Source organism: Trichloromonas sp. (assembly GCF_034006665.1).
Taxonomy (GTDB): Bacteria; Desulfobacterota; Desulfuromonadia; order Desulfuromonadales; family Trichloromonadaceae; genus Trichloromonas.
The window spans coordinates 20,501-45,946 of sequence record NZ_JAVESI010000006.1; the positions used below are offsets into that span (position 1 = coordinate 20,501).

At 62.1% G+C, this 25,446-nt stretch carries 26 protein-coding genes; 4 read left to right on the plus strand and 22 right to left on the minus strand.

The window, feature by feature from the left end; all coding sequences use genetic code 11:
• Positions 1-56: 56 nt before the first annotated feature.
• From murG to RBR25_RS04130, 11 genes are all read right to left on the minus strand, one after another.
• Positions 57-1,127, minus strand: coding sequence for an undecaprenyldiphospho-muramoylpentapeptide beta-N-acetylglucosaminyltransferase (gene murG / locus RBR25_RS04080; protein ID WP_432818257.1), 1,071 nt, complete (start codon positions 1,125-1,127; stop codon positions 57-59).
• Entirely contained in the window at positions 1,124-2,230 is a 1,107-nt protein-coding gene (gene ftsW, locus RBR25_RS04085; protein ID WP_432818258.1) for a putative lipid II flippase FtsW, read from the minus strand. The genes murG and ftsW overlap by 4 nt, the downstream gene beginning before the upstream one ends.
• A gap of 9 nt (positions 2,231-2,239) precedes the next feature.
• Positions 2,240-3,589: a UDP-N-acetylmuramoyl-L-alanine--D-glutamate ligase gene (gene murD / locus RBR25_RS04090; RefSeq protein WP_432818259.1), complete on the minus strand. Its 1,350-nt coding sequence runs from the start codon at positions 3,587-3,589 to the stop codon at positions 2,240-2,242.
• 1 nt (position 3,590) lies between these two features.
• A complete protein-coding gene (gene mraY, locus RBR25_RS04095; protein WP_432818260.1) occupies positions 3,591-4,667 on the minus strand; it encodes a phospho-N-acetylmuramoyl-pentapeptide-transferase in 1,077 nt (358 codons plus the stop codon).
• A gap of 9 nt (positions 4,668-4,676) precedes the next feature.
• Positions 4,677-6,065 (minus strand): UDP-N-acetylmuramoyl-tripeptide--D-alanyl-D-alanine ligase, encoded by a 1,389-nt coding sequence (locus RBR25_RS04100; protein ID WP_432818261.1) that lies wholly within the window; start codon positions 6,063-6,065, stop codon positions 4,677-4,679.
• Positions 6,062-7,573 (minus strand): UDP-N-acetylmuramoyl-L-alanyl-D-glutamate--2,6-diaminopimelate ligase, encoded by a 1,512-nt coding sequence (locus RBR25_RS04105; protein ID WP_432818329.1) that lies wholly within the window; start codon positions 7,571-7,573, stop codon positions 6,062-6,064. The genes RBR25_RS04100 and RBR25_RS04105 overlap by 4 nt, the downstream gene beginning before the upstream one ends.
• Before the next feature lie 46 nt (positions 7,574-7,619).
• Entirely contained in the window at positions 7,620-9,581 is a 1,962-nt protein-coding gene (locus RBR25_RS04110; protein ID WP_432818330.1) for a penicillin-binding protein, read from the minus strand.
• Positions 9,581-9,898, minus strand: coding sequence for a cell division protein FtsL (locus RBR25_RS04115; RefSeq protein ID WP_432818262.1), 318 nt, complete (start codon positions 9,896-9,898; stop codon positions 9,581-9,583). Before RBR25_RS04115 ends, RBR25_RS04110 begins: the two co-directional genes overlap by 1 nt.
• A gap of 22 nt (positions 9,899-9,920) precedes the next feature.
• Positions 9,921-10,874: a 16S rRNA (cytosine(1402)-N(4))-methyltransferase RsmH gene (gene rsmH, locus RBR25_RS04120; protein ID WP_432818263.1), complete on the minus strand. Its 954-nt coding sequence runs from the start codon at positions 10,872-10,874 to the stop codon at positions 9,921-9,923.
• A 3-nt stretch (positions 10,875-10,877) separates the two neighbouring features.
• Positions 10,878-11,324: a division/cell wall cluster transcriptional repressor MraZ gene (gene mraZ / locus RBR25_RS04125; RefSeq protein WP_432818264.1), complete on the minus strand. Its 447-nt coding sequence runs from the start codon at positions 11,322-11,324 to the stop codon at positions 10,878-10,880.
• A 218-nt stretch (positions 11,325-11,542) separates the two neighbouring features.
• Complete coding sequence (locus RBR25_RS04130) at positions 11,543-12,802, minus strand: HlyC/CorC family transporter (RefSeq protein WP_432818265.1); 1,260 nt, start codon at positions 12,800-12,802, stop codon at positions 11,543-11,545.
• Positions 12,803-12,952: 150 nt separating this feature from the next.
• Between RBR25_RS04130 and ligA the strand changes: the two genes are divergently transcribed.
• The gene (gene ligA / locus RBR25_RS04135) at positions 12,953-14,980 is read left to right on the plus strand and encodes an NAD-dependent DNA ligase LigA (protein ID WP_432818266.1); all 2,028 of its coding nucleotides are present in this window, start codon (positions 12,953-12,955) and stop codon (positions 14,978-14,980) included.
• The gene (locus RBR25_RS04140) at positions 14,977-15,255 is read left to right on the plus strand and encodes an acylphosphatase (RefSeq protein ID WP_432818267.1); all 279 of its coding nucleotides are present in this window, start codon (positions 14,977-14,979) and stop codon (positions 15,253-15,255) included. The genes ligA and RBR25_RS04140 overlap by 4 nt, the downstream gene beginning before the upstream one ends.
• A 322-nt stretch (positions 15,256-15,577) precedes the next feature.
• On the opposite strand, the gene rsmI is transcribed toward RBR25_RS04140, so the two are convergent.
• The 4 genes from rsmI to RBR25_RS04160 all read right to left on the minus strand — a co-directional run bounded on the left by rsmI (position 15,578) and on the right by RBR25_RS04160 (position 19,509).
• Positions 15,578-16,447: a 16S rRNA (cytidine(1402)-2'-O)-methyltransferase gene (gene rsmI, locus RBR25_RS04145; RefSeq protein WP_432818268.1), complete on the minus strand. Its 870-nt coding sequence runs from the start codon at positions 16,445-16,447 to the stop codon at positions 15,578-15,580.
• Positions 16,448-16,450: 3 nt separating this feature from the next.
• Positions 16,451-18,406, minus strand: a complete 1,956-nt coding sequence (locus tag RBR25_RS04150; protein ID WP_432818269.1) for an NAD(+) synthase — start codon at positions 18,404-18,406, stop codon at positions 16,451-16,453.
• Positions 18,407-18,505: 99 nt separating this feature from the next.
• Positions 18,506-18,868 (minus strand): YraN family protein, encoded by a 363-nt coding sequence (locus RBR25_RS04155; protein ID WP_432818270.1) that lies wholly within the window; start codon positions 18,866-18,868, stop codon positions 18,506-18,508.
• On the minus strand, positions 18,865-19,509 hold the full coding sequence (locus tag RBR25_RS04160) for a ribonuclease HII (RefSeq protein WP_432818271.1): 645 nt from the start codon (positions 19,507-19,509) through the stop codon (positions 18,865-18,867). Before RBR25_RS04160 ends, RBR25_RS04155 begins: the two co-directional genes overlap by 4 nt.
• 98 nt (positions 19,510-19,607) lie before the next feature.
• On the opposite strand from RBR25_RS04160, the gene RBR25_RS04165 reads away from it, so the two are divergent.
• Entirely contained in the window at positions 19,608-19,799 is a 192-nt protein-coding gene (locus tag RBR25_RS04165; protein ID WP_432818272.1) for a hypothetical protein, read from the plus strand.
• Between the two features lie 83 nt (positions 19,800-19,882).
• Here the strand turns inward: RBR25_RS04165 and rplS are convergent, their stop codons facing one another.
• The 7 genes from rplS to RBR25_RS04200 all read right to left on the minus strand — a co-directional run bounded on the left by rplS (position 19,883) and on the right by RBR25_RS04200 (position 24,275).
• Positions 19,883-20,230, minus strand: coding sequence for a 50S ribosomal protein L19 (gene rplS / locus RBR25_RS04170; protein ID WP_432818273.1), 348 nt, complete (start codon positions 20,228-20,230; stop codon positions 19,883-19,885).
• 80 nt (positions 20,231-20,310) lie between these two features.
• Complete coding sequence (locus tag RBR25_RS04175; RefSeq protein ID WP_432818274.1) at positions 20,311-20,880, minus strand: RNA methyltransferase; 570 nt, start codon at positions 20,878-20,880, stop codon at positions 20,311-20,313.
• Positions 20,877-21,620: a tRNA (guanosine(37)-N1)-methyltransferase TrmD gene (gene trmD, locus RBR25_RS04180; protein ID WP_432818275.1), complete on the minus strand. Its 744-nt coding sequence runs from the start codon at positions 21,618-21,620 to the stop codon at positions 20,877-20,879. The genes RBR25_RS04175 and trmD overlap by 4 nt, the downstream gene beginning before the upstream one ends.
• Positions 21,610-22,173, minus strand: coding sequence for a ribosome maturation factor RimM (rimM, locus tag RBR25_RS04185; protein ID WP_432818276.1), 564 nt, complete (start codon positions 22,171-22,173; stop codon positions 21,610-21,612). Before rimM ends, trmD begins: the two co-directional genes overlap by 11 nt.
• Positions 22,174-22,204: 31 nt before the next feature.
• Positions 22,205-22,474: a 30S ribosomal protein S16 gene (gene rpsP, locus RBR25_RS04190; RefSeq protein ID WP_432818277.1), complete on the minus strand. Its 270-nt coding sequence runs from the start codon at positions 22,472-22,474 to the stop codon at positions 22,205-22,207.
• 89 nt (positions 22,475-22,563) lie between these two features.
• The gene (gene ffh, locus RBR25_RS04195) at positions 22,564-23,916 is read right to left on the minus strand and encodes a signal recognition particle protein (RefSeq protein WP_432818278.1); all 1,353 of its coding nucleotides are present in this window, start codon (positions 23,914-23,916) and stop codon (positions 22,564-22,566) included.
• 101 nt (positions 23,917-24,017) lie between these two features.
• Complete coding sequence (locus tag RBR25_RS04200; RefSeq protein WP_432818279.1) at positions 24,018-24,275, minus strand: DUF3343 domain-containing protein; 258 nt, start codon at positions 24,273-24,275, stop codon at positions 24,018-24,020.
• Positions 24,276-24,558: 283 nt separating this feature from the next.
• Between RBR25_RS04200 and RBR25_RS04205 the strand changes: the two genes are divergently transcribed.
• A complete protein-coding gene (locus RBR25_RS04205; RefSeq protein ID WP_432818280.1) occupies positions 24,559-25,332 on the plus strand; it encodes a hypothetical protein in 774 nt (257 codons plus the stop codon).
• Positions 25,333-25,446: the final 114 nt, after the last annotated feature.

Here is a 25,446-nt window from a genome sequence, read left to right on the forward strand (position 1 = left end):
TGTGTGAAGTGACGGGTGACGATTAAAATTTTTTTGCCGTTGGCTGACAAGGCACCTCAGCGCACGATCGCCCGGCATTCGTCCAGAATCCGCTCGGCGGCGCCCTTTTTGCCCAAGGCCCAGGCGGCGCCGGCCATATCGAGCAGGCGCTCGCGGTTTTCCAGCAGATCCCCTACCAGTTGCGCCAGCACTTCCGGAGTCATTTCCTGTTGCGGCAGCATCAGCGCCGCGCCCCGCGCCGCCAGAGCCTGAGCGTTGGTGGTCTGATGATCGGCGGCGGCATGGGGATAGGGGATCAGGATCGCCGGGCGGCCGCAGGCAGTCAACTCCGCCAGAGTCGTCGCTCCGGCCCGGCAAAGAATCAGATGGCTTTCGGCGTAAGCCGCGGACATGTCGTCAATGAAAGGCACGACGCCGGCCGCATCCCACCCCGCCGCCAGATAACCCGCGCGGACCTCGTCCAGATCCTCGGCGCCGGTCTGATGGCGGATCTTCAGCCGTCCCTGGAAGCGCTCCAAGTGGGGAAGCATGGTCGTCACCGCCTGGTTGATCGCCCGCGCCCCGCGACTTCCGCCGAAGACCAGCAGACGGGGTTCGCCGTTGGCGAGCGGCGGGCAGTCATCCATGCCGAGACGTAAGGGGTTGCCCGTGACCACCGTGCGTCCGGCGGAAAGGGCGCAGGGAGTCTCGTCGAAAGAGAGGCAGACCCGGTCGACCCAGCGGCCGAGAAGCCGATTGGTCAGACCAAGAGCGGCATTCTGCTCGTGGATCAGGGTCGACAGGCCCAGGAGTTTGGCAGCGACGAGCGCCGGTCCCGAGGCATAACCGCCGACCCCGACGACGACATCCGGACGGAATTTTTTCAGAATCCGCAGGGATTGCCAGATACTCGCCAGCAGTTTCGGCCCCATGGCCAGTTGCCGCAACAGTCCCTTGCCGACCAGGCCGCCAATGTTGACCGTCGCCAACGGCAGCCCCAACTCCGGCAAAATCCGCGCCTCGATCCCCTGGGCGGTACCGACAAAGAGCACCTCGCCTTCCGCATCACTCGCCAGCAGGCGCTGAGCCAGCGCCACGGCGGGAAAGAGATGACCGCCGGTGCCGCCACCGGCCAAGAGCAGCTTCATCGAACCTCCCCGGGAGCCTGACTGGAAATGTTCAGGAGAATACCCACCGCCAAAAGCGTCGTCAGCAGACTGGTACCGCCGTAGGAAAGAAAAGGAAGCGCCATCCCTTTGGTGGGCAGCATGCCCATGACCACGGCGATATTGACAAAGGCCTCAAGGCCGAGCAGCAGGGTCATACCAAAAGCGAGAAAGCGACCGAAGTCGTCGGGCGCGAGCAAGGAAGCGCGCATTCCCCGCAGGATCAGCACCAGAAACATGGCGGCCACCACAATGACCCCGGCATAGCCGAGTTCCTCGCCGATCACCGCAAAGATGAAATCGGTGTGGGCCTCGGGGAGGAAGAAGAGCTTCTGGTGACTCTGTCCCAGACCGTTCCCCCCGAGTCCGCCGGAACCGAAGGCGATCCAGCTCTGAATGATCTGGAAGCCGGTATCGGAGGGATCTTCCCAGGGATTGAGAAAAGCCAGAATACGCCGCCGCCGGTAATCGACGTTCATCACCGCGTAGTAGAGCAGGGGCGCGGCGATAATGGCGATGGAGACCAGATAGGTCAGCCGGGTGCCGGCGACCAGCAACATGACCATCGCCACCACTCCCATGGCCAGGGCGCTGCCCAGGTCCGGCTGCAGCAGCAGCAACGCCAGCAGCAGGGCCAAGACGATCATGTAGGGGATGAACCCCTTGGTCAGGCTCTTGACCTTGTCCTTCTTCTTCGACAGGGAATAGGCCATGTAGATGACCAGCCCGAGCTTGGCAAACTCAGCGGGCTGAATGGAGATCGGCCCGAGGCGGATCCAGCGCGAGGCCCCACCGGCCTGGTTGCCGATTCCGGGAATCAGCACCAGAATCAGAAGAAAGAGACAAAAGAAAAGGAAGGGGACCGCCAGACGCCGCCATTTCCGGTAATCGAAATGCATCGCCCCCGCCATGATCAGAAAACCGCCGGCGGCATAGATTCCCTGGCGTTTGAGGAAAAAGAAACCGTCGGCATAGCGCTTTTCCGCCATGATCGAGGAAGCCGAATAGACCATGACCACCCCGAAGCAGGTGAGAACCACCGCCAGCAGCAACAGCGTCGTATCGAAGCCCTTCCGGATCTCCATGCGCGTTTCCTAGTCCGCCAGGTCGAGAACGGCGCGGGCGAACCGCTCGCCGCGCTCTTCATAGTTTTTGAACATGTCAAAGCTGGAGCAGCCGGGCGAAAAGAGTACCGCACCCCCTGCCGGCGTCAGTTCCCGCGCGCGGCCCACCGCCTCTTCGAGGGAAGCGGCCCGCAGGGTATGGGTGAGCGCGCCGAGTTCCCGATCGATACGGTCACTCGCCTGGCCAATGAGAATCAGATGGGCAACCTTCTCCCGCACCGGATCCGCCAACACCCCGTAATCCCCCCCCTTGTCCTTGCCTCCGGCGATCAGGGTCACTGGCGCAGAGAGCCCGGCGAGGCTTTTCAGCACACTGCCGACGTTGGTTCCCTTGGAATCGTTATACCAGGGAACTCCGTTGAGCACCCGCACCTCCACCATGCGATGGGGCAAACCGGCAAAGGCCCGAGCGGCCTCCCAGGCGACGGCAGCGGAACAGCCTTCAAGAAGCGGCGGCAGGAGCGCGGCCATGACGTTCTCGACATTGTGCAGCCCCTTTAGCCGCAGTTCGGAAACAGGGAAGCGGGTCTCCACTCCGGCGCGCCGCCAGACGATGTGAGTGCCGTCGAATCCCATCCCCTCGTCGAGCACCCGTGCCGAGGAAAACCACAGCTTCCGTGGCGGGATGGCACGAGCAGCTTCCACCACCAGAGGATCCTCGGCGTTGAGAATCGCCAGATCGTCACCGCCCATGTTCTCGAAAATCCGCATCTTGGCCGCCACGTAGCTCGCCATGTCGGGATAGCGGTCGAGATGATCTTCGGTCAGATTGAGGAGCAGGGCGTAACGGGGACAAAAGTCGACAATCGCCTCCAACTGGAAGGAGGAAAGTTCCACCACCCCCCAGTCCCAGTTCCCTTCCTCCAGCGCCTCGATCAAAGGGGTGCCGAGATTGCCACCAACGAAGGTGCGTTTGCCCCAAGCCTTGAAGATTTCGCCCATGACCGTGGTAGTGGTCGACTTGCCGTTGGTGCCGGTGATCGCCGCCAGGGGCGCGGCAAATTCGTCAAAAGCGATCTCAATCTCCCCCAGCACCGGCACCCCGGCACGTTGCGCCGCGGTCACCGCCGACACGGTCAGGGGAACGCCGGGGCTGACCACCACCAGATCGGCAGCCAGGAAGAGCTCTTCGCTATGTCCGCCCAGATCATACGCGACCGGTAGCCCGACCAGGGCGTCGAGCCCGTCGATCTCATTTGCCTGTCGCCGATCAGAGAGGGTCGTCCGTGCTCCCCGCCGGGCGAAATAGGCACACAGGGCCAACCCGGTGCGCCCGGCACCGACGACAATCACCTTTTTTTCCTGATAATCGCGGCGCATGCTACCTCAGCTTCAGGGTCGACAGAGCGACCAGGGCGAGAATGATGCTGATAATCCAGAAGCGCACAATGATCTTCGGCTCCGGCCAGCCCTTGAGCTCGAAATGGTGGTGGATCGGCGCCATTTTGAAAATCCGTTTGCCATACAGTTTGAAGGAGGTCACCTGGAATATGACCGACAAAGCCTCGACCACGAAGATGCCGCCGACGATCACCAGCACGATCTCCTGCTTAGTGATGACCGCGATGATCCCCAAGGCCCCGCCGAGGGAGAGACTGCCCACGTCCCCCATGAAGACCTGGGCCGGGTAGGTGTTGAACCAGAGGAAACCGAGACCGGCGCCGACCATCGCCCCGCAGAGGACAGCAAGCTCGCCAGCCCCCTGCACGCTGCTGATCTGCAGATAGTCCGCAAGCCGGGCGTTGCCGGCCAGGTAGGCGAAGAGCAGATAGGTGCCCGAGGCGATGATCATCGGGCCGATGGCGAGACCGTCGAGACCGTCCGTCAGGTTGACGGCGTTCCCCGAACCGACCACCACAAGCAGGGCGAAGGGGATGTAGAAAAAGCCGAGTTCGGGACGAACTCCCTTGAAGAAGGGGAAGGCCAGGGTCGTTTGGAAGGGGGGATAATAATAGAGGGCTAGGGCCGCCAGCAACGAAATAAACATCAGCCAGAACATTTTCTTGCGAGCCGAAAGCCCGTCGCTGTTCTTGTACTTGACCTTGCGGTAATCGTCGATAAAACCGACCACGCCGAAGCCGACCGTAACCAGCAGCGTCACCCAGACATAGATATTGGTCAGATCAGCCCAGAGCAGGGTGGGCAGAACGATCGCCAAAAGAATCAGGGTGCCGCCCATGGTCGGCGTGCCCTCTTTCTTGAAGTGGGACTCGGGTCCGACCTTGCGGATGCTCTGGCCGATCTGCATCCGCTGCAGCTTGTCAATCAGCCAAGGGCCGAGGATGAAGGCGATGACCAGGGCGGTAATCGTGGCGTAAATGGTCCGGAAGGTAATGTAACGAAAGATATACAGGACCGAAAATTCCGTATGCAGCGGATAGAGCAGATGATACAGCATGCGCGGCCCCTAGCCCTTCCCCTCGGCGCCGGCCTCATTGCGCAGGGCGCCGCTGATTTTTTCCATCTTCATGCCACGCGAGCCTTTGACCAGCACCCGGTCCCCGCTTTGCAACCGTTCCCGAAGAGCGGCGATAGCCTCCTCGTGGGCGGTGGTTACGACAATGGCGGTTTCGGCTAATCCCGACTGCCGGGCTCCCCGCGCCACCTCCCCGGCCTGCTCGCCGAGCAGGACCAGCAGGTCGACCCGATGCCCGGCGATCTCTCCCACCTCGCGATGAAGCTCGGGAGAGTTCTTTCCCAGTTCAAGCATGTCGCCGAGCACCGCCACCCTTCGCCCCTCCCCGCCCAGTTCATCAAGAGTCGTCAGCGCCGCCCGCACCGACAGGGGATTGGCATTGTAGCTGTCTTCGAGGACAAGAATGTCGTTTCCGATCTCCACCAATTCCATACGCCCCGGTGCCGGCCGGAACTCTTCCAGTCCCTGGGCGATCAGCTCGCCCGGCACCTCCAGAGCCGCGGCCGCGGCCGCGGCCGCCAAAGCGTTCTGGACATTGTGCCGCCCCGCCACATCCATCCGCACCGGATACCGCCCTGAGGCCAGACACAACTCGAAACGGATGCCGTCGCGGGTGGTCGTAACCGCTTCGGCCCGGATTTCCGCTCCCGCGGAAAGACCGAAAAAGACTCGCCGCACACCGTTGGCCACCGGCAGTCCGGTTACCCGCTCGTCGTCGGCGTTGAGGATGGCAATTCCGCCCGGCTTCATCCCGGCGAAGAGCTCCCCCTTGGCCCGGGCAACCCCTTCGATATTGTGCAGGGTCTCCAGATGTGCCGGACCAACGTTGGTGACGACACCGACAAAGGGTTCGGCGATTTCCGTCAGCCGGGCGATTTCACCGCGTGCACTCATCCCCATTTCCAGCACCACCCAGCGGTGTTCGTCGGTGAGTCGCAACAGGGTCAGGGGCAGACCGATAAGGTTGTTGAAATTCCCCTCCGTCTTGAGTCCCGGTCCGGTCAGGCTAAGGATTCGCGCCAGCATCTCCTTGGTCGAGGTTTTCCCGGTCGAGCCGGTCAATCCGACCACCGGCCCGGAGAATTCCCGACGCCGCGCGGCGGCCAAATCCCCCAGAGCCTTAAGGGTATCCTCCACCTGGATCAATGGTACGGGGAAGGCGCCAACGACCTCCTCGCTGAGGCAGGCTGCCGCACCGTTACGCAAGGCGCGCAGGAGAAAATCGTGGCCGTCGAAGTTGGGACCGCGCAGGGGAATGAAGAGATCCCCCGGCTTGAGCGTGCGGCTGTCCGTGGAGATGCCGCTGACGGTCACATCGGCTCCGGCTGGAGTCAGTCGTCCGCCGGTGACAGCGGCGATGGTGCGCACGTCGAAATTCATGCCGCCCCCCCCTCTTTACGCATCAGCGCGTCACGCAGCTGTTCGCGATCATCAAAATGGATTCGGCGCGTGCCGAGAATCTGGTAGTCCTCATGCCCCTTGCCGGCGACCAGCAGAAGATCACGCTCACCGATCAGATCCACGGCGTAGGCGATAGCCGCAGCGCGGTCGGGAATCGTCACGAATCCCCGACCCGGGAGGGTCCGGGCCTCTTCCGGAGTCCACTCCCGGGGATGAACACGCAACGCCCCGGCGCGAACGGCGGCGATGATTGCCAGGGGGTCTTCGGTGCGGGGATTGTCCGAGGTGATGATCGCCAAATCGGAAAGGCGCGCCGCCACCTCCCCCATGACTGGGCGCTTGCGTGGGTCGCGGTCGCCGCCGCAGCCGAAAACGGTCACGATCCGGGCCGGACCCAGGCCGTTAAGGGTTTCCAGCACCTTTTCCAGGGCATCGCCGGTATGGGCGTAATCGACCAAGACCAGGGCACCGCACCGGTTTTCGATGCGCTCCAGGCGACCAGGAACCGACGGAGCCGCAGACAGCCCGCCAAGAATGGCGTGCGCCGGCAAACCCAGGGCGATTCCCCCGGCCACCGCGCAGAGCAGATTCTGCAGATTGAATTCACCGACCAGCCGGGAATGCACTTTCAACTCACCGATGGGCGTCGCCAACGTCGCCTCGATGCCGCCAAGAGAGAGGCGCACCGCAAGCGGACGTACCGCCGCTTGGGAATGACGGCCACAGGTGAGGACGGCGGGGAAACGCGCCGCTAGTTGCTGTCCATAGGGGTCATCCAGATTAACCACCCCACCTTTGCCGCCGTCGAGCAACTCGCTGAAGAAACGGGACTTGCTGGCGAAGTAGGCGTCCATGGTGCCGTGGTAATCGAGGTGTTCCGGAGTCAGGTTGGTGAAGATCCCCACATCGAAACGTACTCCGTCAACCCGATACTGATCAAGGGCGTGAGAGGAAACCTCCATGACCAGAGCATCGGCGGCGGCCTCACGAAAACGGGCCAGGGTCTTGGCGAGATCAACCGATTCGGGGGTGGTGTGCAAGGAAGGCAACTGCTGCTCGCCACAGCGGTAGTTGATCGTCCCTAGAACCGCCGGACGGCGTCCGGCGGCCTGCAGCATCGACTCGATCAGGTAGGTGATGGTCGTTTTGCCGTTGGTCCCCGTCACCCCGACAACCGGGATGTCGGCGGTCGGCGCACCGTAAAAACGCTCAGCAGCCAATGCCATCGCCCGACGCGCATTGCCGACCCGCACGGCACTTATCCCCGGCGGCAACTCCCGCAGCCGCTCCAGAAAGATGGTCCGCGCTCCCCGCGCCAGCGCCGCGTCGATGTAATCGTGTCCGTCGACCGTAGCCCCCCGCAGCGCGAAAAAGGCTCCATCCGCCTCGACCTTCCGCGAGTCGTAATAGAGCCCGGCGACATCCTGGCCCGGATTGCCGGTCAAAGATGCATCCGGCAGGGCCTCGATCAGCGTCGCGAGTTTCATCATGAAATCAGTGCTCCTCGATGAACAATCAAAAACGTTGGTTCCCTCAGATCGGCGGCTCCATCCGGACCCAGACTTCGTTGGAATAATCAATCACTCCCCCCGCCGGGGGGGATTGCTCGACAACCCGCCCCGAGCCGCGCAACCTTATATTCAGCCCCTTTTCCGTCATGGAGCGGAGCACCTGCCGATAACTCATGCCGGCGAAGTCGGGCATGATCCTCTGCCCGTCGACGGGAAGAGGAAGCATCGCCTGCACCGGCTGGGCAAGGGCCTCCTCGGCGGGAGGGAGGGGCAACGGCACGACGGGGGGACGCTCGGTCGGCGATATCTTTAACTGCCGCAAGGTCTGGATGGTGATTCTGGAAAAGACCGGAGCCGCTACCAGACCGCCGTAGACCTGCTTCTCGGGTTCATCGATTGCCACCACCACCACCAAGCGCGGGGCCTCGGCGGGAACCATGCCGATAAAGGAAGCCACCCGCTTGTCCACCGAATAACCACCGGTCACCGGGTCGACCTTCTGCGCCGTACCGGTTTTGCCCGCCACCTTGAAGCCCGGAACCGCCGCTAGGGTACCGGTTCCGCCCTCGGCCACGACCTGCGCCATCATCTCCCGCACCTGGCGGGCCACCTCGGGAGAAACCACCTGGCGCACCACCTCCGGCGCCCGCTCCTCAATCACTTCTCCACCGCCGTTGACGATCCGTTCAACAATGGGCATGTCGATGAGCTTTCCGTCGTTGGCGATGGCGGCGGTCGCCCGGGCCAACTGCAGGGGGGTGGTGGTCATCCCCTGCCCGAAAGCGATCGCCGCAAGATCGACCTCGAACCAAGCGTTGGGGGGCCGCACAAGCCCCGAGGCCTCGCCCGGCAGATCGATCCCCGTGGGTCGGCCGAAACCGAAATCAGTCAAATAGCGGTAGAGACGTTCGCGCTCCAGAGCCTTGCCGATCTTCGCCGAACCGATATTGGAGCTGACCTTGATGACCTCCGCCGCAGTGATCCGGCCATAGGGGTGGTGATCATGGATAGTCCGACCGCCGACCCGGTAGGAACCCTTTTCACAGTCGATGATCTGGTTGGGAGTCACCAGTTTCTCGTTGAGCGCCGCCGCCATGAGAAAGACCTTGAGGGTCGAGCCCGGTTCATAGGTATCGCACACGGCCCGGTTGCGCCAATGACTGGGACGATATTTGCCGATGGCGTTGGGATTGTAGAAAGGATAGTTGGCCATGGCCAGGATGCGTCCGGTGCGGGGGTCCATCACTACCGCGCTCCCCCCTTTGGCGCCGGCCTTGGTCACACCCTCGGCCAGTTCCTTCTCGGCGATATATTGAACCTGCTTGTCCAAGGTCAAGTGGAGATCCGCCCCCCGCTTATCCCCCTGCACCACCAGATTGCCGCTGCCGAGACCGCGCCCGAGAGCGTCGCGCTCGACCACCAGATACCCCCCATCGCCCTGAACCTCACCGTCGTATTTCAGCTCCAGCCCTTCCAGCCCTTTGGGGTCGATGCCGGTGAAGCCGAGGACCTGGGCGCCGAGTTCGGAGTTGGGATAAAAGCGGCGGTGTTCCTTGGTGAAGCCGACCCCGGCCAACCCGGCGGCGCGAATCGTCTCCGCATCGGCCTGGGAAAGCTGCCGTTTCACCCAAAGAAAGCTCTTCTTCGAACGAACTTTCTCGCGCAGACCTTTTTGGGACAAGGAGAGGTTCTTGGCGAGGACCGCCACCACCTTCTCCGGGTCGTCGATCCGGGCCGGTTCCAGATAGACCGAGTCGACTTCGATACTCAGGGCCATCTCCTCCCCCCCGCGATCGTAGATCGTCCCCCGTTTGGGGGTCAGGGGTACGGACTTCTGATGCTGACGATCAGCCCGCTTGCGCCACTCCTCCTGCCCCAGCACCTGAAGCTGGAACGCCCGCACGACAATGAAGCTGAAGGCAATCAGAAAACAGACGCCGACCAGGCGGATACGGATGCGAACCCACTTCTCAAGCTTGTCCATCAATCGACGAGAATGATCTGTTCAAGACTGGGCATACGCAGCCCGAGTTCCGTTGCGGCCAAGCGTTCAATGCGAACCGGGCTGCGCAAATGAGCCGATTCGAGACGCAGACGCTTCTGCTCCTGCTCGACTTCGCGCAGTTCGATCCCGAGGCGGGAAATATCGTATTCGAGATTGACGACGGTGATACGCGACCAGACAAAGAAGAGAGAAGCGGCCAGGATTAATGCCAGATAGAGGAAGAGTGGCAACAACGCAGGCCGCGTCAGCTGAAATCCATTGACCTTGGGAAGAGATCTTACCGTGGCTTCAGACAAAACAACCTCCTTGGGCAACACTTCAATTCATGGGCAGGCGCTCTACTGCCCGCAACACTGCGCTGCGCGCCCGCGGATTTTCCGCCACTTCCCCAGCCGCCGCCCGAACCGCCTTGCGAGTCAGCAACTCGATCCGGGGGTGAACATTACAGACACATACCGGCAAACCCGGAGGGCACACGCAGGTTCGGGTTTCATTCTGGAAAATACGTTTGACGATGCGGTCTTCCAGAGAATGAAAACTGATGACCACCAACCGTCCTCCCGGTTTGAGCAACCCGATGCCGGCGGCAACCCCCCTGGCGACATGCTCCAGTTCCTGGTTGACATGAATGCGCAGAGCCTGGAAGACTCGCGTCGCCGGATGAATCCGCCCCGGGACATGACCGCCGGGAACCGTGTCCATGACCAGATCGGCCAGCTCGAATGTAGTGCGCAGAGGCCGCTCCTGGCGAACCCGGACAATGCGTCGGGCGATGCGTCCGGCCCACCGCTCCTCGCCGAACTCCCTAAAGATCCGGGTCAAGGTCTCCGCATCCGCTTGTGCCAGCACCTCAGCGGCGGAAAGGCCACAGGTTGGATCCATGCGCATATCCAGAGGCGCGTCGCCACGAAAGGAAAAGCCCCGCTCCGAGCTGTCCAGCTGATGGGAAGAGACGCCGAGATCGAGAAGCATACCGTCGACCCCGGCGATCCCCAACTCAGCCAGCACCTCGGACGCCTCGGAGAAGTTGGCATGGCGCAGCAGGGCGCGTTCGCCGAAAGGGGCGAGAACCACTCCGGCCTTTTTCAGGGCGGCGGGATCGCGATCCAGGCCAATCACACGGCCATCGGGGGATGAGGCTTCCAGAATCAGGCGGGCATGCCCGCCCCCGCCCAGCGTGCCGTCAAGGTAGATGCCGCCGGGTCGCGGCGCCAGCCAGTGGAGAACTTCCGCAACCAACACCGAACGATGCTCGAAAAGCTCCTCAGCCACGAACTACAACCCCACGGCGGAAACGAAATCGGGACTGGACTGGAGCAACTCTTCGGAGTGACGGGTGACCTCGGCGTACTTGAGCTGGCTGTAAAGATCGATCTTCTCGAACATCCCCACCACCACGATCTCCCGCTCCAGACCGGCATGGGAACGCAGTGCAGGGGGAATCAGCACCCGCCCCTGCTTATCGAAGGCACACTCCGTTGCCGGGGCAACGATCAGGCGGATGATGGCGTTCTTTTCGGGGCCGGGCACACTCTGCTGAACCCGCTCGACGATCCTGCCCCAAATTGAAAGGGGATAGGCCGAGAGCCCTCCTTCGATATTCTTGGTCACCACCAACACCTCATCCCCATAGGAATCGGCCAGAATCTCCCTGAATTTCGCGGGAATACTGGCGCGCCCCTTGGGGTCGATGGAGTTGTTGAATTCACCCTGGAATATCATTGGCGGCCCTTTTTGGCCCAAGATGTCACGATTCCCCACGTTTTGGGAACTATAACGGTCCCCTTTTCCCCTGTCAAGGGATTTTTACAGTTTTCCAATGGTTTAGGCCTGCTGGACAAACAAAAAAAGGCCCGCGACGCGGGCCTGAAAGTGCATGATTAAAAAGAGGTTTGTCCATTCGGGCGGAGACGGGAAGTGTCGTCCCACCAGCGGCAGGATCAATCGGGAGGCGCCGGGGGGGGGAGACGCATTTCGATCTCTTCGATCCGCCGGTCGACCACCTTGCGCACCGTCAATTCCGCGCCGTTCGCCTGACAACGATCCCCCTCATTGGGGATGGTACCAAGCAGGCGCAGCATGAACCCTGCCAGGGTATTGACGTGTTCCTCAGAGAAATCAAGACCGAAGCGGCGGTTGATCGCCCGCAGCGAGGTACTGCCGTCGATCATGTACCGTCCCGGCTCCATTTCCCGCAACAACACGTCGTCATCATCGTACTCGTCCTGAATTTCGCCGACGATCTCTTCGACGATATCCTCCAGCGTGACGATTCCCTCGACCCCGCCATACTCGTCGACCACCACCGCCAGATGGGCATGACGACGGCGGAAGGACTGGAGGAGTGTCTCGATCCGCTTCGAGTCGGGAACGAAGTAAGGGGGACGCATGATCCGTTCGAGGGAGAATGCCTCGGCACTTCGTGTTGCCAGCAGAACGTCCTTGGAATGGATGATGCCGACGATATTATCCAGCCCCCCCTGATAGACGGGAAAGCGCGAGTGCCGGGACTCGCAGATGAGGGCCAGCGCCTGCTCCAAAACGGCACTGGCAGCGATGCCGACGACCTCGGTGCGCGGAATCATCACATCCCGCACCCGGGTCTGGGAGAGTTCGAAAACACCGTGCAGCATGCGCCGCTGGGTGGTAGCGACGACTCCCGTCTGCTCACCGACATTGATCAGGGCACGGATTTCATCTTCGGAAATAATCGGCCGGTTCGCCCCCTCCCCGGGAAACAGGCGGGCAAGAAGACCGGTCAGGGCGGTAACCACCCAGATCACCGGGGTCAGCAACCAGATGACCAGCAAGATCGGCCGCAACACCACGAAGGAGACTCGTTCAGGATTCTGCGCGGCGTAGGATTTGGGGGAAATTTCAGAAAAGACGAGCAGAAACGGGGTGAGCAGAAGAATCGTATAAAGCTCCCCCCGTTCTCCGTAGTAACGAACGAAGAGGCCGGTAGCCAGAACCGAAATGGCGATATTAACGAGATTGTTGCCGATGAGAATGGCACTGAGCAGCCGGTCGGGGTGTTCGAGCAGGGCTTCGAGACGACGGGCGCCCCGCCGGTTCTTTTGCACCAGATATTTAACCCTCAACCGATCCAGGGACATCAGCGCCGTCTCCGAACCGGAAAAAAAACCCGACAGCAGAAACAGCACTCCCAGCACAAGCAGCCTTAACGAGTCTTCATCCACCCTTGGAATTCCTCCTTGTAGATTTTCGAGAGTTTACCTGATACATGAGGACAATTCAATGTATTCCCGCTCCTGAGCGGCTTGCCCGCAACGGCCGGCCATGCTATAAGACCCAGGCCAAGGGCGCAGTAACTCACCGAGGAGAAACCCGTGTCCGAACCGACCCCAGCCGCCGCAAGCCGTCACGCTGAACTGTGCGAAGCCTTGCGCCGGCACAGCCACAACTATTACGTGCTCGACGCGCCGGAAATTTCCGATGCCGAATACGACGAGCTCTTTCGCGAACTACTTGATCTCGAAGCCCGATATCCGCAACTGGCCGACACCGACTCTCCCTCCCGCTGGGTCGGTGCGCCGCCGTCGGAAAAGTTCGCGCCGGTCTCTCACGCCCTACCCATGCTCTCTTTGCGCAACGTCAAGAACGAAGAGGAATTCCTGGAGTTCGATGCCAGTCTCCGGCGCACCTTTCTTGCCCGCGGTAGCGACATCGACTACCTGTGCGAAATGAAACTCGACGGTGTGGCGGTGGAGCTGACCTACGAACGGGGGGAGCTGAGCCAAGCCAGCACCCGGGGAAACGGTCTGACCGGGGAAGCTATCACCGAAAACCTGCGCACCCTGGCGAGCGTCCCCCGATATCTTCATCCACCCTTCCCGGCCCTCCTCGATGTGCGCGGCGAGGTCTATATCGATCTGGCCGACTTTCAGCGCCTCAACCGCGAGCAGGAGGAAGCGGGGAAACGCACCTTCGCCAACCCCCGTAACGCTGCCGCCGGCAGCCTGCGGCAACTGGATGCCGCAATCACCGCACGCCGTCCCCTGCGCCTCTTCTGCTACGGCTTCGGCCGCTGGGAGGGAGCCCAGCCCGCTACCCAGGCCCAGGCTCTGGAGGCGCTACGGCTTATGGGCCTGCCCGTCAACCTCGAAGGAACAAGTCGCGTCCGGGGCGCGGAGGAAGTTATCGCCCGTTTCCGGCAGTTGCTTGAACGCCGCGAGGAACTCCCTTTCGAAATCGACGGGATGGTGGTCAAGGTCGACGAACGGGATCTGCAGCGGGAACTGGGGGAACTGAGCCGCTCGCCACGCTGGGCGGTGGCCTACAAGTTCCCGCCGCGTCAGGCGGAAACGGTCTTGGAGAAGGTCGTCCTCCAGGTCGGCCGCACCGGCGCCATCACCCCTGTCGCCCAACTGCGCCCGGTCACCGTCGGCGGCGTCACCGTCAGCCGCGCCAGCCTGCACAACTGGGATGAAATCGCCCGTCTCGACATTCGCGTCGGCGATCATGTCCTGGTGGAGCGGGCCGGAGACGTGATTCCCGACGTCGTCCGAGTTCTCAAGGATAAGCGCACCGGCGCGGAACACCCGATCCCCTTGCCGGAAGTCTGCCCCGAATGCGGTGAGCCGGTGACCCGCAAACCCGGCGAGGTCGTGCCGCGCTGCAGTAATGTCCACTGCCCGGCCCAGGCGTTGGAGCGTCTCAAGCACTTCGTCTCCCGCGATGCCATGGATATCGAGGGACTGGGGGAGAAACAGCTGCAACAGCTCATCGCGTTGGGCAAACTCCAGAACGTCGCCGACCTCTACCGTCTGACCCGGGACGATCTCTTCCAGATGGAGCGCATGGGCGAGGTGCTGGCAGACAAGCTCCTGCACGCCATCGCCGCCAGCAAAACCCGCCCTCTTTCCCGACTTCTTTTCGGTCTCGGCATCCGCCATGTCGGCAGCCACACTGCCCGGCTTCTGGCCAAGCGTTTCACCGGGCTCGACGCCCTGGCCGCAGCCGAGCCCGCACAACTGACCGAAATCCACGAAATCGGCGACAAAGTTGCCGAATCACTGCGCAACTACTTCACCAATCCAGCCAACCTCCTGCTTTTGCGCGAACTTGCGGATCTCGGCCTGCATCCGGCAGAAGAGGCGGTGGTGCAAAGCAATGGCCCCCTGCGCGGCAAGACCCTGGTCATCACCGGCAACCTTGTCGGCCTCGGGCGCAAGGAGGCGGAAGCGCTGGTAGAACGCCTAGGTGGACGGGCAAGCGGCTCGGTGAGCAAAAAAACCGATATCGTCCTCGCCGGCCCCGGGGCCGGCGGCAAACTGGAGAAAGCCCGGCAGCTGGGGATCCGGATTATCGATGAGGCGGAATTTCTGCGCATGACGGCAGCAGGAGAATCGGAATGAGGAAAGTACGCGCCAGGGTGCGTTTCAAAGGACAGGTACAGGGGGTGGGCTTCCGCCATTTCGCAACACAGCAGGCCAAGGGCAACGGACTGACCGGCTGGGTGCGTAATCTCGGAAACGGGGATGTGGAAGCCGTTTTCGAAGGCCAGGAATCGGTGATCCGCCGCGCCCTGGAGGCCTGCCGGCAGGGGCCGCCCGCCGGCAAGGTCACGGAACTGTTTATCGACTGGGAAGAATTCAGTGGCGAATTCGCAGCTTTTGAAATCCGCTTCTGAGGTTACGCCCGACCCCGCAGCTGTTCGCTCAGAACCTCGATAATCTGCCGGCTTTTGAACGGTTTGTGAATGAAGACGGCAGCACCGGCCATTGAGCGCGTCGGCGCTGCCTCCTGAGCGGTTACAAAAAAGACGGGGATATCGCGGCCTTCTAGAGCGCCTCGCAGACGCGAAAGCCGTCCATTTCCGACATCATCATGTCGAGCAGAACAAGCGCCGGGCCTTCCCTTCGGGCCAATACTTCCCCAGTTTCTGCGTAAAAACCCCCATAGCCGTGCAGGTGCAGAACATTCTCCAACAGCATGATCACGGCCGATGGTCATCAATGATGAGAATCGTCGGCTTGTCCCTCTTCCCGCCCCCTCCCCAGTTCGAGGCTGAGGCGGTAAACTTCGCTTCCCGGCACGCCAAAGCGCTTGGCCAGAATCTTGACCATCTCCTTGCGGGAACCTTCCGGGGCGGCCTGCCAGCGGGCCACCGCCTCTTCCAGGCTTTCCCTTTCGGGTTCCCCCGCCGCCGGTGCGACCAGCAGAACGATCTCCCCCCGCACCCGCCCGACGCCGAAATACGCCAGCGCCTCTTCCACCGTCCCACGAAAGAGTTCCTCGTGCAGTTTGGTCAGCTCCCGGGCGACGGCCACCCGCCGCTCGCCGCCCAGTTCCTCCCGCAGATCGGTCAGGGCCGCCAACAAGCGATGGGGAGCCTCGTAGTAGATCAGGGTACGCTCCCTCTCGTTTCGCGCGGCGGCGAAGAGCGTCCGGCGAGCCGAGGTTTTGGCGGGGACGAAGCCCTCGAAGGCAAAACGCGCCGTCGGCAGCCCGGAGATCGCCAGGGCGGTGATCACCGCCGACGGACCGGGAACAGCGGCAACCGGCAGGCCTTCATCCCGGCAACGGCAAACGACAAGATAGCCGGGATCGGAAATGGCCGGCGTGCCGGCGTCGGAAATCAGTGCCACTGATCGTCCTTGACGCAGCACCTCGACAATCCGTTCCCCCTTGCGCGCCTCGTTGTGTTCGAAGCAGGAAGTCAGCGGCGTGGCGATGCCGTAATGGTTGAAGAGCTTGCGACTGTGGCGGGTATCCTCGGCAGCCACCAGATCCACCTCCTTGAGGATGCGCAGGGCGCGCAGACTGATATCCTCGAGATTGCCGATGGGGGTGGCGACCAGATAGAGGGTGCCGGGCGACATCGTTCAGGACTCCCCGTCCAACCCGTCCAGTTCCCGCAGCCAGAGGTCGACGCAGGCGTCGCTCGGCATGCGCCAGTCCCCCCGCGGGGAGAGAGCGACGCTGCCGATCTTCGGTCCGTCGGGGAGACAGGAGCGCTTGAACTGCTGGGAGAAGAACCGCCGGTAGAAGATCCGCAGCCAGCGCAGAATCGTTGCGGGAAGAAACTCGTCGGCGAAGGCCCGGCAGGCCAGAAAGTAGATCTTGCCGGGGGGATCGTGCCAACGCACCATATGGTAGAGAAAGAAATCGTGCAGGACATAGGGGCCGACATGGTCCTCGGTCTTCTGGGCGATCTCTCCTTCGGCGGTGGGCGGCAACAATTCGGGGGACACCGGGGTAGCGCAGATATCCTTGAGAATTTCCGCCGCCTCACCGGTGAATTCGCTCTCGGCGCACCAGGCGACGAGATAACGCACCAGGGTCTTCGGCACGCCGGCATTAACGCCGTACATGGACATGTGATCGGCGTTGTAGGTACACCAACCGAGGGCCAGTTCGGACAGATCGCCGGTACCAACAACCAAACCTCCGACCTGGTTGGCCACGTCCATGAGAATCTGGGTGCGCTCCCGCGCCTGGGCGTTTTCGTAAGTAATGTCGTGCAAGGTTTCGGGATGGCCGATATCGGCAAAATGGCTGCGTACTGCCGCATCAATGGGGATCACTCGCAGCCCGACGCCGAGCAGTTCGGCGAGACGTTCGGCATTCCCCCGGGTACGAGCGGTGGTGCCGAATCCGGGCAGGGTCAGTGTGAGGACCCCCGTGCGGTCAAGTCCAAGAAGATCGAAGGCCTTGACCGCCACCAGCAGCGCCAGGGTCGAATCGAGGCCGCCGGAGATGCCGAGAACCACCCGCGACACACCGGTATGACGCAGACGTTTGGCCAGGGCCGTGGTCTGCAGGGCGAAGATCTCCCGGCAGCGGGCGGTGCGTTCACCGTCGTCGGCGGGGACAAAGGGGGTCGCATTCCGGGGGCGTAACGGTTCAGTGGCGGGCAGTTCGGCGAGCAGGAAGGGGATTTCCCGATAACGGGGGCCGCTGGCGACCAGGGCGAAACTGCTGTTCCTCCCTCGCTCGGTGCGCAGGCGGGTCAGATCGACATCGGCCAGAACCAACTGCGAATCAAAGCGAAAGCGCTCGGTTTCCGCCAGCAGCACGCCGTTTTCCGCGATCAGCGAATGGCCGGAAAAGACCAGATCGGTACTCGATTCGCCGGGTCCGGCCGAGGCGTAGGCATAGGCGGCCAGACAACGCGCCGACTGACCGCACACCAGCTCCCGGCGATAGATATCTTTGCCCAAGGTCTCCGGACTCGCCGAGGGGTTGAGCAAAACCGTTGCGCCCTGTTGCGCCATCAGTCCGCTCGGCGGATGGGCGACCCACAGATCCTCGCAGAGCTCGATACCCACCAGGCATTCGGGACGATTTGCCGCGCAAAAGAGGAGATCGGTCCCAAAGGGGATCGCCTCGCCATCCCAATCCATGTGCGCGCAACGGATCCCGCGCCCGGAAGCGAACCAGCGCTGCTCGTAGAACTCGTGGCTGTTGGGCAGATGAATCTTCGGAACGATGCCGAGAATACGCCCCTGACCGAGAACCACCGCGCAGTTGTAGAGACGGTCACCCAGGCGGATCGGCGCCCCCACAACCAAGGTCAGGGCGCGCCCTCGGGTATCGGCCGCTAATTCGGCGACGGCCCGGCGGGCCTGCTCAATAAGTAAGGGCTGGAAGAAGAGATCGCCGCAGCTGTAAGCGGTGAGCGCCAACTCCGGAAAGAGAAGCAGGCCGCAATCAGCGGCCTCGGCCTGATCGACGATCCGGCGCATTTGCTCCAGATTGAAAGCGATATCGGCCACCCGCAATTCCGGAACGGCGACTCCGAGACGGCAATAGCCCCATTCGGACAAAGATTTCATCATCACGGCACCTCGCGCTCCCCCTGCCGCCTGCGGACATCAGGGCCGCGCCATCATGAAGCTTAACAAAGAAACGTCGAATCCGGCAAGGGTCGGCGAAGATCAGTCTTGCCCGAAAGCATCGACGATATGCTCAATACGCGGCTCACCGGAACCGGCGAGAATCGCCACCACATCAAAGCGAACCGTCGTACGGTAGGCAACCGCGGCCAAGTGCCACTGGGCGGCACGCAGAATCTGCCGGCGCTTAGCCGGCCCCACCGCCTCTTGGGGGGTGCCGAAGGCGAGCCCACGGCGGGTTTTCACCTCGACGAAGACCAGGGTCTTCCCGTCCCGGGCGAGAATGTCGATCTCACCCACCGGAGTGCGCAGGTTACGGTGCAGAATCCGCCAACCACACCGTTCCAGATAACGGGCGGCCAGATCCTCTCCCCAACGTCCCAGATTCTGCCGCGCTTCGCTCATGACCGCTGCAGATGTTCCCGAACCCCGGCGAAACTTTTCCGATGCAAAGGGGTCGGCCCGAGGTCGGCAATCGCGGCGAGATGGGCGGCGCTACCGTAGCCCTTGTGGCGAGCCAGGCCGTATCCGGGATAGCGCTCATCGCAGACAATCATGATCCGGTCACGCAGCACCTTGGCGACGATGGAGGCCGCAGCGATGGCGGCGCAGCGGCCGTCACCCTGCTTGAGAGTCTGTTGCGGCAGGGACAGGGGAACGGGGGTGATGCCGTCCACCAGCAGATAGTCGGCTTGAACCTTGAGCCGCCGTACCGCCAGGGACATAGCGCGCAGGGTGGCTTGGAGGATGTTGATCCGGTCGATCTCTTCCGCCGGGACGATGCCGACGCCGATGGCCCGGGCCTGGGCGCGGATCAGGGGGAAAAGACGGTCGCGGCAAGACGCCGAGAGTTTCTTGGAGTCGTTCAGCCCGGACAGTTCGAAAACCGGCGGCAAGATCACCGCCGCCGCAACCACCGGCCCGGCCAAGGGACCACGACCGGCTTCATCGATCCCGGCGATGTTGCCGTAACCGCGACAGCGCAGACGTTCCTCGAAGAACGTCAGAGGTGGGGGGTCAGCTTTGGGGAAAAGCTCCTCGTTCATCAACCCTCCCAGAAGAAAAATTCCGGCTGGATTTCACCGCGGCCTTGGTATACAATTCCCTCAACGCTTAACATATCTTTAATGAGAGGAGAGAGTTCATGGGTGTTTTCTTCGCGCTGGTGGCCGTTGTTGCCTATCTGGGATTTTTCGTTGACTGGAAAGAGTTCATGGGGGTCTTCCGCCTGGGGGGCTGGGCCACGGTCGGCGTCTATGTCGTCCTCACCATCCTGATCGTGGCTATTCTGTCCACGCCGGAAACCGCAGCCGTCGCCCCGGCCGTCCATCACTAGGAATGCCGGCGGGTTCGCGCCGTATTACCGCAAGAAAAAAGCCCCGGTTCGTCGCCGGGGCTTTTTTCTTGCGGGCGAACCGCCTAGGCGAGACGCTTTTCCTTGATACGGGCGGCCTTGCCGTGCAGATTGCGCAGATAGTAGAGCTTGGCCCGGCGCACCCGACCGACCATGATGTTCTCGATCTTTTCCACCGCCGGGGAGTGCAGGGAGAAAATACGTTCGACGCCGACGCCGTTGGAAATCTTGCGGACGGTGAAAGTCGAGCCGACCCCCCGGTTAACCCGCTTGATGCAAACACCCTGATAAACCTGGATGCGCTGCTTGTCTCCCTCGACAATCTTAACGTGAACCCGCAGGGTGTCCCCGGCCTTGAAGGCGGGAATATTCTTGCGGATCTGTTCCATCTCCAGACGATCAATAATGTTCATGAGTTCCTCCTCTATAGGGATCCTTTTCCAGGATTCGTTAGTCGCTGTCCGTCCACCCGGACATCGGGCAGTCCGCCTTCTTACACGGCAACGGTTTCGGGAAGATGCAGCCGATCGAGAATGATGGCCGCGGCCGCCCGCACCGAAAGATGATTATAGTTCGCCACGCCCCGCACCGGCTCAAGCACCGTCCAGCCCCGTTCGAAGAGTTCCGGAGCGAGTCCCCATCCGGTGCCGAGGATGAGCAGCAGCGGCTGTTCGGCACGCAATCGGCGACAGGCGACGAAGTCGATGCCGTCCTGCCGTGCGGCCCCGGTCAGAACCGGACAAACCGGGCGGCCGAGTTCTGCTTCCCAGGCAGCGATGGCCGCCTCCAGACGGGGGACGGTTTCGATCAGCCGCAAGGCCTCGGCCCGGTCGGGATGATAAGCGGCACCGTGCCCCTCGGACCAATGCCGGGTGATCCGCTTCACCAAAGCCACCTGCTCGTGAGCCGGAGTGACCACGTAAAAGCGCCGCGCGCCGTAAGTTCGGGCGCTGCGGGCGATGTCGTGCAGGTCGAGGTTGGTTACGGCGGAGACGACCCGATCCCCCCGCCGGTCGAGTACCGGCGCGTGGACCAAAGCGACCGCCAACGGTTGCCCGCTCACGGCCCTGTCTCGCGGGACTCGTCCCGTAGGCTTGCGAGATAGGCCCGATCCGCCTCGCTGAGCGCAGCCTTGGAAAGCAGCTCCGGACGCCTCTCCAAGGTGCGGCGCAACTGCTCGCGCCGCCGCCAGCGGGCAATCTCGCCATGATTGCCGGAGAGGAGAACCTCGGGAACCCGCTCCCCCGCAAATTCCACCGGGCGGGTGTAATGGGGATATTCGAGCAGGCCGTCGGAGAAAGAATCGCTCTCCGCGCTACCGCTGTTCCCCAAAACCCCCGGCAGGAGGCGGGCAATGGCATCGATCATGACCATCGCCGGCAATTCTCCCCCGGTGAGGACGAAATCCCCAAGGGAATATTCGGCATCGACCCGGGAACGGATACGCTCGTCAAACCCCTCGTAACGCCCGCACACGAAAATCAGGCCGGGTCGACCAGCTAACTCCCGGGCCTGGGTCTGGGAAAAGAGTCGCCCTTGGGGAGACATGAGCAGCACCGGGGAACTCGGCGTGCGTGCGCGCAGTTCATCAAGAGCGCGGCAGACCGGCTCCGGCTTCATGACCATGCCGTCGCCGCCACCATAAGGTGTATCGTCCACTACCTTGTGCCGTCCCTCGGCCCAGTCCCGCAGATTGTGGGCACGCACAGCAAGCAACCCCTTGTCAATGGCCTTGCCGAGCACACTCTCGGCAAAAGGCGAGACGAACATCTCAGGGAAAAGGGTCAGGACATCAAAGATCATCGGCTTCGGGAACCAGCCCTTCCGGCAATTCAACGGTCATGAGACCCGCGTCGAGATCGACGGCGAGAACAAAGGGACCGACTGCCGGGATCAGCACCTCGCCGAAGGGGCCATTCACCACGTAGATATCATGGGCACCGGTAGCGAGAAGATCGTCGAGACGTCCCAACTCCCCCCGCAATCGATCGACAACCCGCAATCCCTGGAGCTGATGCCAGTAATATTCGTCACCCGCCAACTCGGGAAGATCGTCGTAGCGCATCCGCACTTCCCGTCCGACCAGCCCCTCGACCACGTCAATCCCGTCAAGACCACGCAATCGCACCAGAAAAATCCCCTTGTGCGGGGCGACGCGGGCGGGAACGACGGGCAACTCCTTTCCTGTCCGGTCCACCAGCAAAAGGCGGGTCGCGGAAAAAAGCGCATCGGAATCAGCGGTCAGCGGACGAACCTTGAGGTCGCCGCGCAGCCCATGGACGCCGACGACCGAACCAACCACGAACCATTCCGAGGATTTTGCCGGGTTCAGGGCCGGCGGGACGATCGACGCCATGTTAGCCAAAAGAGGCGGCGAAAATCACCGCTCAGACGCCGGCAGGTGCCTTGAACTTCGCCCAGATTCCCTGACCGCGCAGCAATTGGCGCACGGTTTCCGTCGGCTGCGCCCCTTGTTTCAGCCAAGCCAGGGTCTTCTCCTCGTCCAGCTTGACCATCGGGGGGTTCTGCTTGGGATCGTACTGGCCGAGATTTTCGACGAAACGGCCATCGCGGGGGCAACGCTCGTCAGCCACCACCACCTGGTAAAAAGGTTTTTTCTTGGCGCCGCCGCGGGCTAGCCTGATCTTAACCGCCATTGTTTTTCCTCCTGCTGCTGAACGGATCTTCCGTATTTGGTTGGATGGATATATCTCGGTCGCACCGTCGCCGGTCGCGAAACTGGATCTCAGAAGGGGAGACCGCCGCCCCGTCCCATCAGCCCCTTGAGCCCCTTGGGCCCGAGTTGCTGCATTTTCTTCATAACCTTCTGCGCCTCGCTGAAGCGCTTGAGCAGCTGATTGACATCCTGCACCTTGGTACCGCTGCCGTTGGCGATGCGCATCCGGCGGGAACCGTTGATCAGCTTGTGGTTGCGGCGCTCCTCCGGGGTCATGGAGTTGATGATCGCCTCGATCTTCTTCATTTCCTTGTCGGGAAGCTGCGCGCCCTGGGCCTGCTTGAGGGCCTTGCCGACGCCGGGAATGAGCTTCAGCATGGAATCGAGGGAACCCATCTTCTTGATGGACTGCATCTGATCGCGAAAGGTCTCCAGGGTGAAGCCCTCTTTGCGCAGCCGCTGCTCCATGGCCGCCGCCTCGTCCCGACTGATGGCGGCTTCCGCCTTTTCAATCAGGGAGAGAACATCACCCATGCCGAGAATGCGCTGAGCCATGCGGTCGGGATGGAAGACCTCAAGGGCATCCATCTTCTCGCCGAGGCCGACAAGCTTGATCGGCTTGCCGGTAACTGCGCGGATGGACAACGCCGCACCACCGCGAGCATCACCGTCAAGCTTGGTCAGGACCACCCCGGTCAAATTCAGCTGCTCGTTGAAACTGGCGGCGACGTTGACCGCGTCCTGACCGGTCATGGCATCAGCAACCAGGAGAATCTCCCGGGGCGCGAGGGATTCCTTGATCCGCGCCAACTCCCCCATGAGCGCCGCGTCGATATGCAGCCGGCCGGCGGTATCGAGGATCAGGGTATCGTAACCGTTCAGTTCCGCGAAACGGCGTGCCGCCTCGCAGATCGCCACCGGATCGTCGTCGGGCCGGCTGTCGTACACCGGGATGTCGAGCTGTCGGCCCACCGTCTTGAGCTGCTCGATGGCCGCCGGGCGGTAGACATCCGCCGGCACCAGCAGGGGATTTCGTTTGTCCCGCCGCAGCTTGAGCGCCAGTTTGCCGCAGGTGGTGGTTTTACCGGCCCCTTGCAGGCCGCAGAGCATCACCGCCACCGGCGGACGGCCGCCGAGGTCGAGGCGGTTTTCTTCCCCTTCCCCCATCAGCCGGCCAAGTTCGTCGCGCACCACTTTGATGACCTGCTGGGCCGGAGTCAGGCTCTTGAGTACGTCCTGCCCAACCGCCCGCTCCCGCACCGCTTCGACGAAATCCTTGACCACCTTGAAGTTGACGTCGGCCTCAAGCAGAACCAAGCGTACTTCACGCAGGGCCTCCTTGATATTCTCCTCGGTCAGCCGCCCGTGCCCGCGCAGCTTTTTGAAGATTCCGTCGAACTTTTCCGTGAGGTTGTCAAGCATTCAGGTCGTCACAATCCAAACTGGGGGTAGCCGAAATGGGGAATATAGTGGAAGCTCGGTTTTTCTGTCAAGGAAAAACTCCATTCCATGAAAGGGCCTTGTTACAAGGATTGGCGATGGAAAACGCCGTCCCGATAGAGGTAGAGTTCCTCCGGCCGCAGTCCTTCCCGTTCCAGCACCGCGCCCACTGTCTCGCGGAGAGTCTCAGGATAACGGATGGCCAGGCCGCAATCGGAGCTAAGCTGGCGAGGGGCAGGAATCAGCAGGATGTCGACGTGCGCCTGTTTGAGCACTTTCTCGGCCTTCATGACCCGATGAATGGAGTGGAAGATGGCCACCAGATCGTCATTACGGACCATGCCCGCAGGACCTCCCGAGAGTAAGATGATAAAGACCGGCGGATCATGCCACGAGCCGCAACGGGATGCAACAGGCGGGAACCCTTCGTGACCACGCCCCGCCTCGCTTGCCCGGCAGGTCGGGCACGAACGTGCATTCGCGCAGATACAAAGAGACCAAAAGCCCCTTGTTTCGCCCCCCTGCCTGTGCTAATTTCCCCAAAAACATAAAGATCCTCAGAGGAACATCCCGCGAACACAGGCATGAAGCCCGCACGACCAACCCCAATGGAGGAAGACATCCGTGAAAAAGCAACTCTTCTACCTGTCCATCGGAGCCCTGGCGTTGACCCTGGCGGCCGGCTGCAAAAATGAAGCGCCGACCAGCACCGCAGCCCCCAAGGCCCAGTCCCAGGCGGAAACCCCGGCACCCCCGACTTCGCAGGCCAAGAGCGGTACCGTCGTAGAAACCATGAACGCGGCCGGCTACACTTATGTTCAGGTCGATACCGGCAGCGAAAAGATCTGGGCGGCGGCCCCCGAGTTCCAGGTCAAGGTCGGTGACAGCGTCGCCGTTCCCGAAGGCATGCCGATGCCCAATTATCACAGCAAGACCCTGAATCGTGACTTCGATATGGTTTACTTTGTCCCGGCGGTCATGGTCGGCGGCGGCGAAGGCATGGCCGCGCCCGTCGCCACCCCCGGGGAACTACCCAGCGGTCATCCGCCGATCACCCCGGTCAAGGCCGAAAATATCGACCTGAGCGGCATCGCCAAGGCCGAGGGCGGCAAGAGCATCGAAGAGATCTACGCCGGCAAGGGCGAACTCACGAGCAAGGAAGTCACCGTGCGCGGCAAGGTCGTGAAGTTCAGCCCGGGCATCATGGGTAAAAACTGGATTCACATGCAGGACGGCACCGGTGGCGAGGGAACCAACGATCTCACCGTCACTACCGGCGTCACCGCCCAAGTCGGCGACACCATCCTGGTCAGCGGCATTCTCACCGCCGACAAGGATTTCGGCCACGGCTACAAGTATGCCCTCATCATTGAGGATGGCAAGGTCACCGTCGAGTAATCGGCCGACGGCTTCAACGACAAGCCCCTGGCCTCAACGCCAGGGGCTTTTTTCATCCGGCGAAAAACCGGCCGTCGACGCGTTGCCATAACGCCGGCAGCCTTTCTCCACGAA